The sequence below is a fragment of the Clavibacter sp. CT19 genome (assembly GCF_027858075.1).
Classification (GTDB): Bacteria; Actinomycetota; Actinomycetes; order Actinomycetales; family Microbacteriaceae; genus Clavibacter; species Clavibacter tessellarius_A.
The window spans coordinates 38,232-52,394 of sequence record NZ_JAQHYR010000001.1; the positions used below are offsets into that span (position 1 = coordinate 38,232).

11 protein-coding genes are annotated in these 14,163 nt (G+C 73.1%); all 11 read left to right on the top strand.

Annotation, left to right across the window (positions count from 1 at the left end):
- Positions 1 to 143 precede the first annotated feature (143 nt).
- The 11 genes from PED38_RS00165 (at position 144) to PED38_RS00215 (ending at position 14,051) form a co-directional block, all read left to right on the top strand.
- Positions 144 to 1,040, top strand: coding sequence for a DUF5819 family protein (locus tag PED38_RS00165; RefSeq protein WP_063072011.1), 897 nt, complete (start codon positions 144 to 146; stop codon positions 1,038 to 1,040).
- Entirely contained in the window at positions 1,037 to 2,239 is a 1,203-nt protein-coding gene (locus tag PED38_RS00170) for an HTTM domain-containing protein (protein WP_063072012.1), read from the top strand. The genes PED38_RS00165 and PED38_RS00170 overlap by 4 nt, the downstream gene beginning before the upstream one ends.
- Before the next feature lie 46 nt (positions 2,240 to 2,285).
- Positions 2,286 to 4,907, top strand: coding sequence for a DNA polymerase III subunit gamma and tau (locus tag PED38_RS00175; protein ID WP_270979009.1), 2,622 nt, complete (start codon positions 2,286 to 2,288; stop codon positions 4,905 to 4,907).
- A gap of 6 nt (positions 4,908 to 4,913) precedes the next feature.
- Positions 4,914 to 5,513, top strand: a complete 600-nt coding sequence (recR, locus tag PED38_RS00180) for a recombination mediator RecR (RefSeq protein WP_012297640.1) — start codon at positions 4,914 to 4,916, stop codon at positions 5,511 to 5,513.
- A 97-nt stretch (positions 5,514 to 5,610) separates the two neighbouring features.
- Entirely contained in the window at positions 5,611 to 6,876 is a 1,266-nt protein-coding gene (locus PED38_RS00185) for an aspartate kinase (RefSeq protein WP_063072013.1), read from the top strand.
- 34 nt (positions 6,877 to 6,910) lie between these two features.
- The gene (locus PED38_RS00190; protein ID WP_270979019.1) at positions 6,911 to 8,002 is read left to right on the top strand and encodes an aspartate-semialdehyde dehydrogenase; all 1,092 of its coding nucleotides are present in this window, start codon (positions 6,911 to 6,913) and stop codon (positions 8,000 to 8,002) included.
- A gap of 87 nt (positions 8,003 to 8,089) precedes the next feature.
- Positions 8,090 to 9,568, top strand: coding sequence for a malate:quinone oxidoreductase (locus PED38_RS00195; protein ID WP_081235049.1), 1,479 nt, complete (start codon positions 8,090 to 8,092; stop codon positions 9,566 to 9,568).
- Between the two features lie 81 nt (positions 9,569 to 9,649).
- The gene (locus PED38_RS00200; RefSeq protein ID WP_063072015.1) at positions 9,650 to 10,846 is read left to right on the top strand and encodes an Rv2578c family radical SAM protein; all 1,197 of its coding nucleotides are present in this window, start codon (positions 9,650 to 9,652) and stop codon (positions 10,844 to 10,846) included.
- A 94-nt stretch (positions 10,847 to 10,940) separates the two neighbouring features.
- The gene (locus PED38_RS00205) at positions 10,941 to 11,621 is read left to right on the top strand and encodes a helix-turn-helix transcriptional regulator (RefSeq protein WP_175345508.1); all 681 of its coding nucleotides are present in this window, start codon (positions 10,941 to 10,943) and stop codon (positions 11,619 to 11,621) included.
- Positions 11,622 to 12,296: a thymidine kinase gene (locus tag PED38_RS00210; protein ID WP_063072016.1), complete on the top strand. Its 675-nt coding sequence runs from the start codon at positions 11,622 to 11,624 to the stop codon at positions 12,294 to 12,296.
- A 360-nt stretch (positions 12,297 to 12,656) separates the two neighbouring features.
- On the top strand, positions 12,657 to 14,051 hold the full coding sequence (locus tag PED38_RS00215) for a polysaccharide biosynthesis tyrosine autokinase (protein ID WP_063072017.1): 1,395 nt from the start codon (positions 12,657 to 12,659) through the stop codon (positions 14,049 to 14,051).
- The last annotated feature ends 112 nt before the right edge of the window (positions 14,052 to 14,163 follow it).

A 14,163-nucleotide genomic window follows, 5' to 3' on the forward strand; every position in this document is an offset into this window, starting at 1 on the left:
GGGTCGCCCGCCCTCCCGCTCCCGCCGTCCGCCCCGCGGAGAGACCGGCGCAGCACGAACCGCACGACCAGCACGACGGCTCGGCAGGATCCACCCGCTCCCGCCGCCGACAGGACCCACCCGACGCACGAGGGGGACGGCGCATGACCGACACGACCCACCACCACGACACCGGCACCGACGACGCCCGGGACGCGGACGGCCTCGAGGCCGACGCCGAGGCCGACCCCGCCACCGACGCGACCGCGTCGCCGCCGGCCGCGGACCCACCCGGAGCGCACGCCCGGGACCGCCGGCCGCTCACCCGCGGCGCCCGCATCGGCACCGCGATCGCCGCGCTCGTCGTCGCCGTCTACGTGGCGACCACGATCCTCATGGTCGTCCCGCAGACCTCCACGACCCGCGCGCTCACCGCCCCGGCCCGCCCCTACTTCGGCCAGCAGTGGAACGTGTTCGCCCCCTCCATCCAGAAGACGAACCGCTACCTCCAGATGCAGGCGCAGTGGCGCGACGGCTCGGGCGCGCTGGTGAAGAGCGAGTGGGTGGACATCACGGACGCCGAGTACGAGTCGGGCGACGGGCACGTCCAGGCGTCGCGCGCCAACAAGCAGAGCGCGAACCTCCTCAAGACCTACAGCGCACGCTACCTCGCCCTCAGCGAGGAGCAGCGGGCCGTCGCGCGGGACACCTTCATCCGGCGCACCGACGACGGCTTCGCGGCCAAGACGCCGACCTCGCTCGTCCAGCAGCTCACGGGCCTCACCGAGGGCACGAGCGGTCGCGTCGTCTCGTTCCTCCGCTACGACTACGTGATGAAGGAGTTCGCGACCTACTGGGGCACGGCCTACTTCGGCCGCGACGTGGAGCGCGTCCGCTGGCGCATCGTCACGACGCGCCCCAACGACTTCGAGCACCGGCTCGACCAGGAGCGCCAGTTCGCGCCCTCGGTCCGCACCTTCGGATGGCGCCACGTCGACGACGTCATCGACCCCCGGGCGCTCGGCGCCTACCAGGCAGTGGTGGAGAGGTACGCACGATGAGCACCCGCACGGACGACACCCGTCCCGCCGACCGTCCCGTCCCCGCGGCCCCTCGCACCGGCCCGCGCGCCCAGGCGGCCGCTCGGTTCCGCCAGGTGATGCAGGACCGCGAGCTGCTGCGCGCGCTCCGCGACCCGCGCGGCTGGCCCCGCGGCGTCGCCATGTGGATGACCGAGCGGGAGCACGCGACGTACAGCTTCGCCGCGCTCCGCATCACGCTCGGCTCCGTGATCCTGCTGGTGCTCGTCACCTGCTTCGCCGACCGGCACTACCTCTGGGGCGTCGGATCCCGGTTCATCGACCCCGAGGCGAGCCGCCGCGGGTGGCCCCCGTTCTTCGAGGGCATCTTCTCCAAGACCGACGCGACGCTGTTCGACCTCGCCTACCTCGCCCTGGCGGCGCTCGCGGTGCTGTTCACCCTCGGCTGGCGTTCGCGGATCGTGACGCCGTTCCTCCTGCTGCTGTGGATCAGCCTCTCCACCAACAGCACGCTGCTCAGCAACGGCGGCGACACCGTGCTGCGGCTCACGCTGTTCTTCGCCCTCTTCGCCGACCTGTCGCGGCACTTCTCGCTCGACGCCCTGCGCCGCCGCCGCGAGGCCGAGCCGGGCGCCCGGCGCCCGTCATCCGCCGTGGTCGCGACGCGTCGCCTCGTGGCGCGGATCCCGCGGCTCGTGCCGGTGCTCCTGCACAACACCGCGCTGGTGCTGTCGGCGTACCAGATCATGCTCATCTACGTGAACTCCGCGTTCCTCAAGCTGCAGGGGGAGGAGTGGCGGGACGGCTCGGCCACCTACTACTCGCTCGTCATCGACGGGTACCGTCCGTGGCCGTGGATCAACGACCTCCTCGTGCAGTCGAGCATCGGCATCGCGCTGGCGAGCCTCGCCGCGGTGGCGTTCCAGGGCCTGTTCCCGCTGCTGATCCTCTGGCGGCCGACGCGCATCGTGGCGCTCGTGGTCATCACGGGCATGCACGTGATGATCGGCGTGCTGCTCGGCCTGTGGCCGTTCTCCCTCGCGATGATCGCGCTCGACTTCCTCTTCGTGCGCGACGCGACCTGGCGGGAGGGGTTCGCGCTCCTCGGGCGCTGGCGGTCGCGGACGCCCCGGCGGATGCGCGAGCGCGGGGGCGTGCACGGGCGTCGCGCCTCCGCTCCCTCCCCAGCCGCGTCCGTCGAGGCCCCGGCCGAGGCCTGACCGGCGGGCGGCGGGACGGTCGGGGGTGCCCGGTATCCTCGGGACCGTGGTCACCGCCCTGTATCGCCGTTACCGGCCAGAGAACTTCGCCGAGCTCATCGGCCAGACGCAGGTGACGGATCCGCTGCGCACGGCCCTCCGCACCAACCGCGTCAACCACGCGTACCTGTTCAGCGGGCCGCGCGGCTGCGGCAAGACCACGTCGGCCCGCATCCTGGCGCGCTGCCTCAACTGCGCCGAGGGGCCCACCGACACCCCGTGCGGCGTCTGCCCGAGCTGCGTCGAGCTCAGCCGCGACGGCAGCGGCTCGCTCGACGTGGTCGAGATCGACGCCGCGAGCCACAATGGCGTCGACGACGCACGCGACATCCGCGAGCGCGCGGTCTTCGCGCCGGCGCGCGACCGCTACAAGATCTTCATCCTCGACGAGGCGCACATGGTCACGCCGCAGGGCTTCAACGCGCTGCTGAAGATCGTGGAGGAGCCGCCGGAGCACGTGAAGTTCATCTTCGCCACCACGGAGCCCGACAAGGTCATCGGCACCATCCGCTCCCGCACGCACCACTACCCGTTCCGGCTCGTGCCGCCCGCGCAGATGCTCGACTACGTGGAGCACCTGTCCCGCGAGGAGAGCGTGCAGGTGGCGCCCGGCGTGCTGCCGCTCGTCGTCCGCGCCGGCGGGGGATCGGTGCGCGACACCCTGTCCCTGCTCGACCAGCTCATCGCGGGGTCGGAGGACGAGAGCGTCGAGTACGAGCGCGCCGTCGCGCTCCTCGGATACACGCACGCGGCCCTGCTCGACGAGGTCATCGACGCGGTCGCCCGGCACGACGCGGCCGGCGCCTTCGCGGGAGTCGACCGGGTCATCCAGACCGGGCAGGATCCGCGCCGCTTCGTCGAGGACCTCCTCGAGCGCCTGCGCGACCTCATCATCGTGGGCGCCACGTCCGTCGAGGGCGCGGCCGCGGTGCTCCGCGGCACCCCGGAGGACGAGCTCGAGCGCATGCGCGCCCAGGCCGTCGCGTTCGGCGCCGTCGAGCTGTCGCGCGCCGCGGACGTGGTCAACGCCGCCCTCACCGAGATGACGGGCGCCACCTCGCCGCGCCTGCACCTCGAGCTGCTGGTCGCGCGCGTGCTCGTCCCCGCCAGCGACGACACGCACCGCGGCGCCCTGGCCCGCGTCGAGCGCCTCGAGCGCCGGGTGGGCGTCGCGGACTCGGGGGCGGATCCGGCCGCTGCCGCTGCCGCTGCCGCTGCCGCTGCCGCTGCGCCCGCACGCGCTGTCGCCTCCGCTCCCGCTGCCGCTCCAGTGCCAGCTCCGGCGCCGGCTCCGGCGCACTCGGCGGATCCCGTGCCGGCGGTCGACACCGCGCCGGCGCAGCCCGTCACGTCCGCGGACGAGGCGTCCGCGGACGAGGCGCCCGCGACCCCGCAGGTCCGGGAGACCACCGAGGCCGTCGCCGCGCCGGCCGCCTCCACGCCGCCGGCATCTTCTTCCGCGACGCCCGCGACCACGCCGCCGGCATCCGCTCCCGCGACGCCCGCGCCCGTCGGCCCCATCACGTTCGAGCAGCTCCGCGACGCGTGGCCGTCGGTCGTCGAGGCGGTGGAGAAGGCGAAGCGCAGCGCGTGGCTCGTCGCCGTCACGGCCACGCCCCGTGCCCTGGCGGGCGACGTGCTCACCCTGTCCTTCGTCAGCGCCAACGACGCCGAGCGCTTCAAGGAGCGCGGCGTCCCGGGGCAGGGCGTCAGCGACATCCTCCGCACCGCCATCCTCGAGGTGCTCGGCCTCCGCGTGAAGTTCATCGCCCGCGTCGAGCCCCACGGCGGCACCCCGGCACCGTCCGGCACCCCGGCGCCGACCGGCACCCCGGCGCCGACGGGTGGGGCCGCCGGGCCCACGGCACCGACCCCGACCCCGGCACCCGCGCCGGCAGCCGGTCCCCGGTCCGCGGCGGCCGCATCCGCACCGTCCGCGCGCGACGGCGAGGCCACCCCCGCGGCGAGGTCGGCGCCGCCGGCAGCCGCCAACGCCCCTCGCGCCAGGACGTCGCCTCCCGCGAAGACCACGCCGGCCGGCGGCGGATGGGCCACCGTCGCCATCCCCACGTCCGACCCCGGCGCGAGCGATCCCGCTCCCGACCGGCGTGCCCCCGCGGCGCGTCCGGAGCGCCCCGTGCCGCCCGCGCCGTCCACGCCGTCCACGCCGTCCACGCCGTCCACGCCGTCGTCGGCACCCGCCGCCGCGACCCCCGCGCCCCCCTCCCCGGCCGCCGCGACCACGACCGGTCCTGTTCGTCGCGGATCCGCGGTCGTCCCGGACGCGCACGTGCCCGACTTCGAGGAGCCGGAGCCGGACGAGTTCGGCCCCGCGGAGCCCGGCTGGGCCACCGGCGACGGCTCGCCCGACTCGGCCCCGCCGGTGTCGCGCCCGGCCCCGGCGGTCGCCGCGCCGTCGGCGCCCGCGCAGACGCGAGCGCCGTCCGCATCGACGACGGCGCCGGACGCGAGGGAGTCCACCGGTCCCGCATCCGCCCCCGCCGCGAAGACCGCCCCGCAGCGCTACGGCGAGTCCGTCGTCCGCGAGATCCTCCAGGCGAGCTTCATCGAGGAGAAGCCCGTCGAGCGCAAGGCCCGCCCCACCATCCGCCCCACAGGTCAGGACTAGCGCCGCATGTACGAGGGAATCGTCCAGGAGCTGATCGACGAGCTCGGCCGCCTGCCGGGCATCGGCCCGAAGTCCGCCCAGCGCATCGCGTTCCACATCCTCCAGACGGAGACGTTCGACGTGTCGCGCCTGGCCGAGGTGCTCACGGTGGTCCGCGACAAGGTGCGCTTCTGCGCCATCTGCGGCAACGTCAGCGAGGAGGAGACGTGCGGCATCTGCCGCGACCCCCGCCGCAGCCCCGCCACCATCTGCGTCGTGGAGGAGGCCAAGGACGTGGTCGCCATCGAGCGCACGCGCGAGTTCCGCGGGCTCTACCATGTCCTCGGCGGGGCCATCAGCCCCATCGACGGCATCGGACCGGACGACCTCCGCATCCGCCAGCTCATGCAGCGCCTCGCCGACGCCACCGTCACCGAGGTCATCATCGCCACCGACCCGAACCTGGAGGGCGAGGCGACCGCCACCTACCTCTCGCGGCTGCTCTCCACCTTCGACATCCGCGTCACCCGCCTCGCCTCCGGCCTCCCTGTCGGCGGCGACCTCGAGTACGCCGACGAGGTCACCCTCGGCCGTGCCTTCGAGGGCCGGCGCCTCGTGGGGGAGTGACCCGGCGCCCCTGCGTCATACGGCGGATCCGCCGATGCCGCCCCCATATGATCGTGATCCGGGCCGCCCGCGCCCACCCGAGCCCCAGGAGTCGCCCGTGAGCCTCATCGTGCAGAAGTTCGGCGGATCGTCGGTCGCCGATGCCGAGAGCATCAAGCGCGTCGCGAAGCGCATCGTCGCCGCGCGGAAGGCCGGCAACGACGTGGTCGTCGCCGTCTCCGCGATGGGCGACTCGACGGACGAGCTGCTCGACCTGGCCCACGAGGTCACCCCCATCCCCGCTCCGCGCGAGCTCGACATGCTCCTCACCGCGGGCGAGCGCATCTCCATGGCGCTCCTCGCGATGGCCATCAAGAGCATGGGCTACGACGCGCGCTCCTTCACGGGCAGCCAGGCGGGCATGATCACCGACGCGCAGCACGGGGCCGCCCGCATCGTCGACGTCACGCCCGGCCGCGTCCGCGACGCGCTCGGCGAGGGCGCCATCGCCATCGTCGCGGGCTTCCAGGGCTTCAACCGCGGCACGGGCGACATCACCACCCTGGGCCGCGGCGGATCCGACACCACGGCGGTCGCGCTCGCGGCGGCCCTCGGCGCCGACGTCTGCGAGATCTACACCGACGTCGACGGCATCTTCACGGCCGACCCGCGCGTGGTGCCGCTCGCCCGCAAGATCGACCGCATCACGAGCGAGGAGATGCTCGAGCTCGCGGCGTCCGGCGCGAAGGTCCTCTACATCCGCGCCGTCGAGTACGCCCGCCGGCACGGCGTCCTGCTGCACGTCCGCTCCTCGTTCACGCACAACGAGGGCACCATCGTCTACAACCCCACGGATGGAGAGAATGTGGAAGAGCCCGTCATCGTCGGCGTCGCCGCCGACCTCAGCGAGGCCAAGGTCACGGTGGTCGGCGTCCCCGACGTACCGGGCAAGGCCGCGCAGATCTTCACCATCGTCGCCAAGACCGGCGCCAACATCGACATGATCGTGCAGAACGTGTCGGCCGCCGCCACGAGCCTCACGGACATCTCGTTCACCCTCCCGAAGTCCGACGCCCAGCGCGTGCTGACGGTGCTCGCGGCCGAGAAGGACGCCGTCGGGTTCACGGGCCTCCAGCACGACGACCAGATCGGCAAGCTCGCGCTCGTGGGCGCGGGCATGCGCACCAACGCGGGCGTCTCGGCGCAGCTCTTCACGGCGCTGTCCGACGCGGGCATCAACATCGAGATGATCTCCACCAGCGAGATCCGCATCTCGGTCGTCACGCGCGCCGACACCATCGACGAGGCCGTGCGCGTGGTCCACCACGCCTTCGGGCTCGACGCGGACGACGTCGCCGTCGTCCACGCCGGCACCGGCCGCTGACCCGCACGCCCGCGCACTGCAGGAGGAGACACCCGTGACCGAGACCACCCCCACCGGATCCGCCCCCGCCGCCGAGACCGCCGGCCTCCGCGTCGGCGTCGTCGGCGCCACCGGCCAGGTCGGTGCCGTGATGCGGCGCCTGCTCGAGGAGCGCGCGTTCCCGGTCGCCGAGATCCGCTTCTTCGCCTCGGCGCGCTCGGCCGGCACCACGCTGCCGTTCGCGGGCCGCGAGGTGGTCGTGGAGGACGCGGCGACCGCGGATCCCACGGGCCTCGACATCGCGCTGTTCTCCGCGGGCGCCACCACGTCCCGGGCGCAGGCGCCGCGCTTCGCCGAGGCGGGCGTGCTCGTCATCGACAACTCGAGCGCCTGGCGCATGGACCCGGACGTCCCGCTCGTCGTCTCCGAGGTCAACCCGGAGGCCATCGCGGACGCGCGCCGCGGCATCATCGCGAACCCCAACTGCACCACCATGGCCGCGATGCCCGTCCTCAAGGTCCTGCACGAGGAGGCCGGCCTCACCCGCCTCGTGGTGAGCACCTACCAGGCCGTCTCCGGATCCGGCCTCGTCGGCGCCGAGGAGCTCGCGGGCCAGGCCGAAGCCGCGGTCGCCGCCGGCCCGGATGCGCTCCGCCGCCTCGTCCACGACGGCCGTGCGGTCGAGCTGCCCGAGCCCGCCGTCTACCAGCGCCCCATCGCCTTCGACGTCATCCCGCTCGCCGGCAGCATCGTCGACGACGGCCTGTTCGAGACCGACGAGGAGAAGAAGCTCCGCAATGAGAGCCGCAAGATCCTGGGGCTCCCCGACCTGCTCGTCAGCGGCACGTGCGTGCGCGTCCCCGTCTTCACCGGCCACTCGCTGTCGGTCAACGCCGAGTTCTCGTCGCCCCTCAGCGTCGCGCGCGCCACCGAGCTGCTGTCGACGGCGCCCGGCGTCGAGCTGTCCGACATCCCCACGCCTCTCCAGGCCGCCGGCACCGACCCCAGCTACGTCGGCCGGATCCGCGCGGACGAGGGCGCGCCCGAGGGCCGTGGACTCGCCCTCTTCATCAGCAACGACAACCTCCGCAAGGGCGCCGCGCTCAACGCCGTCCAGATCGCCGAGGTCGTCGCGGCACACCGCTGATCCCTCCCCAGCCGCGCTCGTGAGGGTCGCCGTACCACTCCCCGGGGCCCCCGAGGGGGCCCGAGAAGGCGGGCGTACACTGATCCGGTGAGCGATACAGCGGAACCGGTAGACGTCGTCCTCGTCGGCGGGGGCATCATGAGCGCCACGCTCGGCACCCTCATCAAGCAGCTCGAACCGGACTGGACCATCCAGATCTTCGAGCGCCTCGGCGAGGTCGCCATGGAGTCCAGCAACCCGTGGAACAACGCGGGCACCGGCCACGCGGCGCTCTGCGAGCTGAACTACACGCCGGAGAAGGACGGGAAGATCGAGATCGGGGCGGCGACCCGCATCAACGAGCAGTTCCAGCTCTCCCGCCAGTTCTGGGCCCACCTCGTCACCGCGGGCGCCGTGCCGGAGCCCAAGGAGTTCATCAACCCCACCCCGCACATGACCTTCGTGCGCGGCAAGGAGAACGCGGAGTACCTGCGCCGCCGCTTCGACGCCCTGCGCGCGCACCCCCTCTTCGAGGCCATGGAGTACACCGAGGACCCGGCCGTCATCCACTCCTGGGCCCCGCTCCTCGTGCTGCAGCGCGACAAGGACGAGGTCATCGCGGCCACGCGCTTCGAGGGCGGAACCGACGTCGACTTCGGCGCCCTCACGAACAAGCTCGTCGACTACCTCACCGAGCACGGCGCGGCCCTGCACCTCAACCACGAGGTCCGCAGCCTGTCGCAGGACCCGGACGGCAGCTGGCGCCTCCGCATCCGCAACGACGTCGGCCGGTCGACCGTGCAGGTGCACGCCAAGTTCGTCTTCATCGGCGCGGGCGGGGGAGCGCTGCCCCTCCTGCAGAAGTCGGGCATCCCCGAGATCAAGGGCTTCGGCGGCTTCCCCATCAGCGGCGAGTGGTACCGCACGGACGACCCGGAGATCGTCGCCAAGCACCGGGCCAAGGTCTACGGCAAGGCCGCCATCGGCTCCCCGCCCATGTCGGTCCCGCACCTCGACACGCGCGTCGTGGGAGGCGAGACCTCGCTCCTCTTCGGGCCCTACGCCGGCTTCAGCCCGCGCTTCCTCAAGAAGGGCTCGCTGCTCGACCTCTTCGCCTCCATCCGGCCGCACAACATCATCCCGATGCTCGCCGTCGCTAAGGACAACCTGGGCCTCATCAAGTACCTCGTGAGCCAGCTCATCGCCTCGAAGGAGACGAAGTTCGACGCGCTCCGGGAGTTCATGCCCACGGCCGACCCGAAGGACTGGTACCAGGTCACGGCCGGCCAGCGCGTGCAGGTCATGAAGAAGGACGCGCAGAAGGGCGGCGTGCTCCAGTTCGGCACCGAGGTCGTGGCGGCGGCCGACGGCAGCATCGCGGGCCTCCTCGGCGCGTCGCCCGGCGCCTCCACGGCGGTCCCGATCATGCTCGACGTGCTGGAGCGCTGCTTCCCGGAGCGCATGGACGGGTGGCGCAAGCCGCTGAAGCGCATGATCCCGAACTACGGCACGCTCGTCGCGTCAGACCCGAAGAAGACGCCGAAGATCATCCAGGAGACCACCGAGGTCCTCGAGCTCCAGCACTGAGCAGGGGGCGGTCGCGCCGCGTGCGGCCGCCCTCTCCCGCCTCCGTCCGCATCGCGTTCGAAAGTGTGTTCGAATGGGCGCATGAGATGGAGCGCGCAGAAGCTGTCGGACGCGAGCGCGGATGCACTGCCCGGCCTCGTGCGGTTGAGCAATTTCGTGCAGAGCGTCCGCACCCCGGAGTTCCAGGGCGTGACGTTCCACGAGGTGCTCGCCAAGTCGGCGTTGAACCGCGTGCCGGGGGAGTCGAAGGTCATGCCGTACGGGTGGACCATCAACCCGTACCGCGGCTGCACCCACGCCTGCGTCTACTGCTTCGCGCGCCCGACGCACGCCTACCTCGACCTCGACGGCGGCCGCGACTTCGACGACCAGATCGTCGTGAAGGTCAACGTCGCGGAGGTCCTCGCCCGCGAGCTCGCGAAGCCCACCTGGACCCGTGACGCCGTCGCGCTCGGCACCAACACCGACCCCTACCAGCGCGCCGAGGGCCGCTACGCGCTCATGCCCGGCATCATCGCGGCGCTCGCGTCCTCCGGCACGCCGCTGTCGATCCTCACCAAGGGCACGCTCCTCCGTCGTGACCTCCCGCTGCTGGCCGAGGCGTCGGCGACCGTCCCCGTCGACCTGGCGATGAGCATCGCCGTGCTCGACGACGACCTGCAGCAGTCCGTCGAGCCGGGCACGCCCACGACCGCGGCGCGTCTCGCGACCGTCACCGCGATCCGCGAGGCGGGTCTGGATTGCACGGTCTTCATGATGCCGATCCTGCCGATGCTCACCGACTCGGTCGAGCACCTCGACCACGCGCTCACGCGCATCCGCGAGGCCGGCGGCACGCGCGTCCTCTACTCGGCGCTGTACCTCAAGCCCGGCGTGAAGGAGTGGTACCTGGAGTGGCTCGAGCGCGAGCGCCCGGACCTGGTGGGCCGCTACCTGGACCTGTACGCGCGCGGCGCCTACGCCCCGCAGGCGTACCGGTCGTGGCTGAAGGCCCGCATGGACCCGCTGGTCCGGCGGCACGGGCTCGGCGGCGGCCGGGTGGACCCGCGCACGGGCGGCGTGCTCTCCCGGGCCGACGTCCCCGGCATCGAGGGCCAGGTCGCCCGGCCCGGAGCCGCGCGACCGGGGTGGAGCCAGGAGGGCGCGGACAGCCGTGCCACCACGTCCCGAGGGCGCGGGAGCTGGGCGACCGGAGCCGCCCTCGCGCCGGCGCCGGGGCCCCTGGTCGCGGCCGCGCTCCCCGCCGGGCCCGCGGGCACGCAGGCCACCCTCTTCTGAGCGGCGGCATCCGCGGCAGGGGCGGGCGGCGGCAGCGGTGTCCGCGGAGGGTCCGGGCCGCCGCCGAGCCGTGCGCGCTGGCTACAGTTCTCCCATGACCACCCTGCGGCTCCCCGGGGCGGGGCCGAGGTCCGCCGACGGGCGGGGGATCGCGCAGCCCGTCCGCGTCGCCGTGCTCATGGGCCAGGTGCCGGCGCTCGACGAGGTGTGCTCGATCCTCCGCGAGCGCGCCCCCGAGGTCGACGTGGTCGTCGGCACCACGGGCTGGCTGCAGCTCGTCCAGTCGCCGCGCTTCCCGACCGAGGTGGTCGTGCTCGACTACGAGCTCGCCGACGCGGTCAGCCTCGAGGGGCGCGTGCGGTCCTGCCGGGCCGCCGGGGCGAGCGTCGTCGTCCTCTCCCGTTCCGGGAGCCCGGAGGTGCGTCGCCGGGTGCTCGACTCCGGTGCCGCGGCGCTCCTCGCCGGCCCCGTGCCCGCCCGGGACATCGTCGCCGCCGTGCGCTCCGTGGTCGCGGCCGCCCGCACCGCCGTCCCCGCGCCGGAGCCGGCGCCCGCGTTCACGAGCCCGCGCCTCAGCCAGGGCGAGGAGCAGGCGCTCCGCCTCTACGTCACGGGCCGTTCGACGCTCGACGTGGCCGCCCAGATGAACGTGCAGTACGAGACCGCGAAGACCTACCTCCGGCGGGCCCGGGCCAAGTACCGTCTCGTGGGCCGCGCTGCCGGGCGCCGGGCGGACCTGATCGAACGGGCCGCCGAGGACGGCTACCTTCGGTAGATGGCCAAGCTCTACTTCCGATTCGGCGCGATGAACAGCGGCAAGAGCACCTCGATGCTGCAGGCCGCGTACAACTACGAGGAGCGCGGACAGCACGTCCTGCTCACGAAGCCCGTCATCGACACCAAGGGCGACCGCGACATCGTCTCCCGCCTCGGCGTCCGGCGTCCGGTCGACTTCCTGCTCGAGCCCGACGCGGACGTCTGGCAGGAGTTCGGGATCCACCGCGATCGCGTGCTGCAGGAGCTCGGCGGCCCCACCGCGTGCCTGCTCGTCGACGAGGCCCAGTTCCTCCGCGAATCGCAGGTCGACGACCTGCTGCGCATCGCGATCCTGCAGGACGTGCCGGTCATCGCCTACGGGATCCGCACCGACTTCCAGACCGTCGCGTTCCCGGGGAGCCGTCGCCTGCTGGAGATCGCGCACAGCCTGGAGGAGATGAAGACCATCTGCCGCTGCGGACGCAAGGCCGTGTTCAACGCCCGCCAGGTGGGCGAGCGCTTCATCTTCGCCGGCGACCAGGTCGCGATCGACGGCGAGGACGTGACCTACATGTCGCTCTGCGGCGCGTGCTACCTGGCCGAGAGCGGGGGAGCGCTGTCGAGCGGCCGTCCGGTCGAGGCCGCGCCGGCGGGCTTCGGCTACGCGGCGGGACCGGACGCCGACTTCACCTGATCGGGGACCGCTCCGGCCGGACGCCGCGCCGCGGTCAGTCGCGCAGGTAGCGCAGCCCGCATGCCGTGAGCACGCCGGTGATGAGCAGGGTGGCCAACGGGACCAGGGCAGCGCAGACGTCGGGCATCGGGATCCGGACCTTCTCTTCGGGTGAGCGTTCGGTCGAGCGGGGCGCGGGTGGGTGGTCCGGCCCTCGCCGTCCACGCTAGCCTCCCTCCCCGCGGCTGCCCCGCCCCAGAAGACGGGGCACGAGGCGATGGACGACATCGGCACCCGAGGAGGTCGGACGACGGCTCCCGGCTGTGGGAGCATGGGCGGAGGTGCCGTCGGGGGGCACCGCACCGACGAGGGGGAGCGCCTGTGGAACTGCGTGAATACATCCGGATACTGCGACGTTCGTGGATCCTCATCCTTCTGGCGCTGCTGCTGGGGGTGGGGGCCGCTGCCGGCTACTCGCTCGCGCAGACGCCGGAGTACCGGGCATCCGCGAAGGTCTTCGTGTCGACGCAGTCCGCGGGCTCCGTGACGGACCTCAGCCAGGGCAACGCGTTCACGCAGCAGGCGGTGAAGAGCTACGCCGACGTCGTGTCCACGCCCGTCGTGCTGGAGCCGGTCATCGCGCAGCTGGGGCTGGACGAGACCGCCGAGACGCTGGCGCCGCGCATCTCGGCTTCCGCCGCGGCCGACACCGTCATCATCGAGATCGCGGCCGAGGACCAGCAGGCGGAGTCCGCCGCGTCCATCGCCAACGCGGTCGCGAAGAGCTTCTCCGACGTCGTCGGGCAGCTCACCGCGGAGAACACCGGCGGGCAGTCGCAGGTGAAGGTCACCACCCTGCAGGAGGCGCGGATCCCCGCCGCCCCCGTGTCGCCGCGCGTGCCGCTCAACCTCGCGCTGGGCGCGCTCGTGGGCCTCGCGCTCGGCATCGCCGTCTCGGTGCTCCGCTCCACCCTGGACACGCGCATCCGCGGCGAGCGGGACCTGCGGCTGGTCACGCACGCGCCCGTGCTCGGCGGCATCGCCTTCGACCCGAAGGCGAAGGAGCGTCCCCTCATCGTGCAGTCGGACCCGCGGAGCCCCCGGGCCGAGTCCTTCCGCAGCCTCCGCACGAACCTCCAGTTCCTCGACTTCGGCGGACGCGCGCGCAGCTTCGTGATCACGAGCGCGGTCGAGTCCGAGGGCAAGTCGACGACCACCGCCAACCTGGCCATCGCCCTCAGCGACGCCGGTGCCCGCGTCGCCGTGATCGACGCCGACCTCCGCCGTCCGAAGCTCGCGTCCTACCTCGGGCTCGAGGGAGCGGTCGGGCTCACCGACGTGCTGATCGGCCGCGCGACGCTCGCGGACGTGCTTCAGCCCTGGGGCAACCGCAACATGTTCGTCCTGCCCGCCGGCCAGATCCCGCCGAACCCGAGCGAGCTGCTCGGATCGCGCACCATGGTCACGCTGCTCAAGGAGCTCGAGGCGGAGTTCGACACCGTCCTCATCGACGCGCCGCCGCTCCTGCCCGTCACCGACAGCGCGGTGCTCTCCAAGAGCGCCGGCGGCGCGATCCTCGTCGTCTCCTCGGGTCGCGCGCACCGCGGCCAGGTGCACGCCGCAATCGAGTCGCTCAACAGCGTCGGCGCTGAGGTGCTGGGCGTCGTCCTCACCATGCTGCCCACGAAGGGCCCGGACGCGTACGGCTACGGCCAGTACGGGTACTCGTACGTCCGCCCCGAGGGCGCGGACGGCACCGCCCCCGCCCCCGCGTGACCGGCCGGCCGTCCGCCTCCGGGCGCGACGGCCGAGCCCGTGTCGTCGGGAGCAGCCCGGTGCGGGCCTGTACCATCCGCATGACACCACCGCTCCATTCCGCATCTCCCGC

Coding starts and splice junctions, on each gene's coding strand:
- PED38_RS00165 (WP_063072011.1), top strand. CDS start 144: ATGACCGACACGACCCACCACCACGACACCGGCACCGACGACGCCCGG.
- PED38_RS00170 (WP_063072012.1), top strand. CDS start 1,037: ATGAGCACCCGCACGGACGACACCCGTCCCGCCGACCGTCCCGTCCCC.
- recR (WP_012297640.1), top strand. CDS start 4,914: ATGTACGAGGGAATCGTCCAGGAGCTGATCGACGAGCTCGGCCGCCTG.
- PED38_RS00200 (WP_063072015.1), top strand. CDS start 9,650: ATGAGATGGAGCGCGCAGAAGCTGTCGGACGCGAGCGCGGATGCACTG.
- PED38_RS00205 (WP_175345508.1), top strand. CDS start 10,941: ATGACCACCCTGCGGCTCCCCGGGGCGGGGCCGAGGTCCGCCGACGGG.
- PED38_RS00210 (WP_063072016.1), top strand. CDS start 11,622: ATGGCCAAGCTCTACTTCCGATTCGGCGCGATGAACAGCGGCAAGAGC.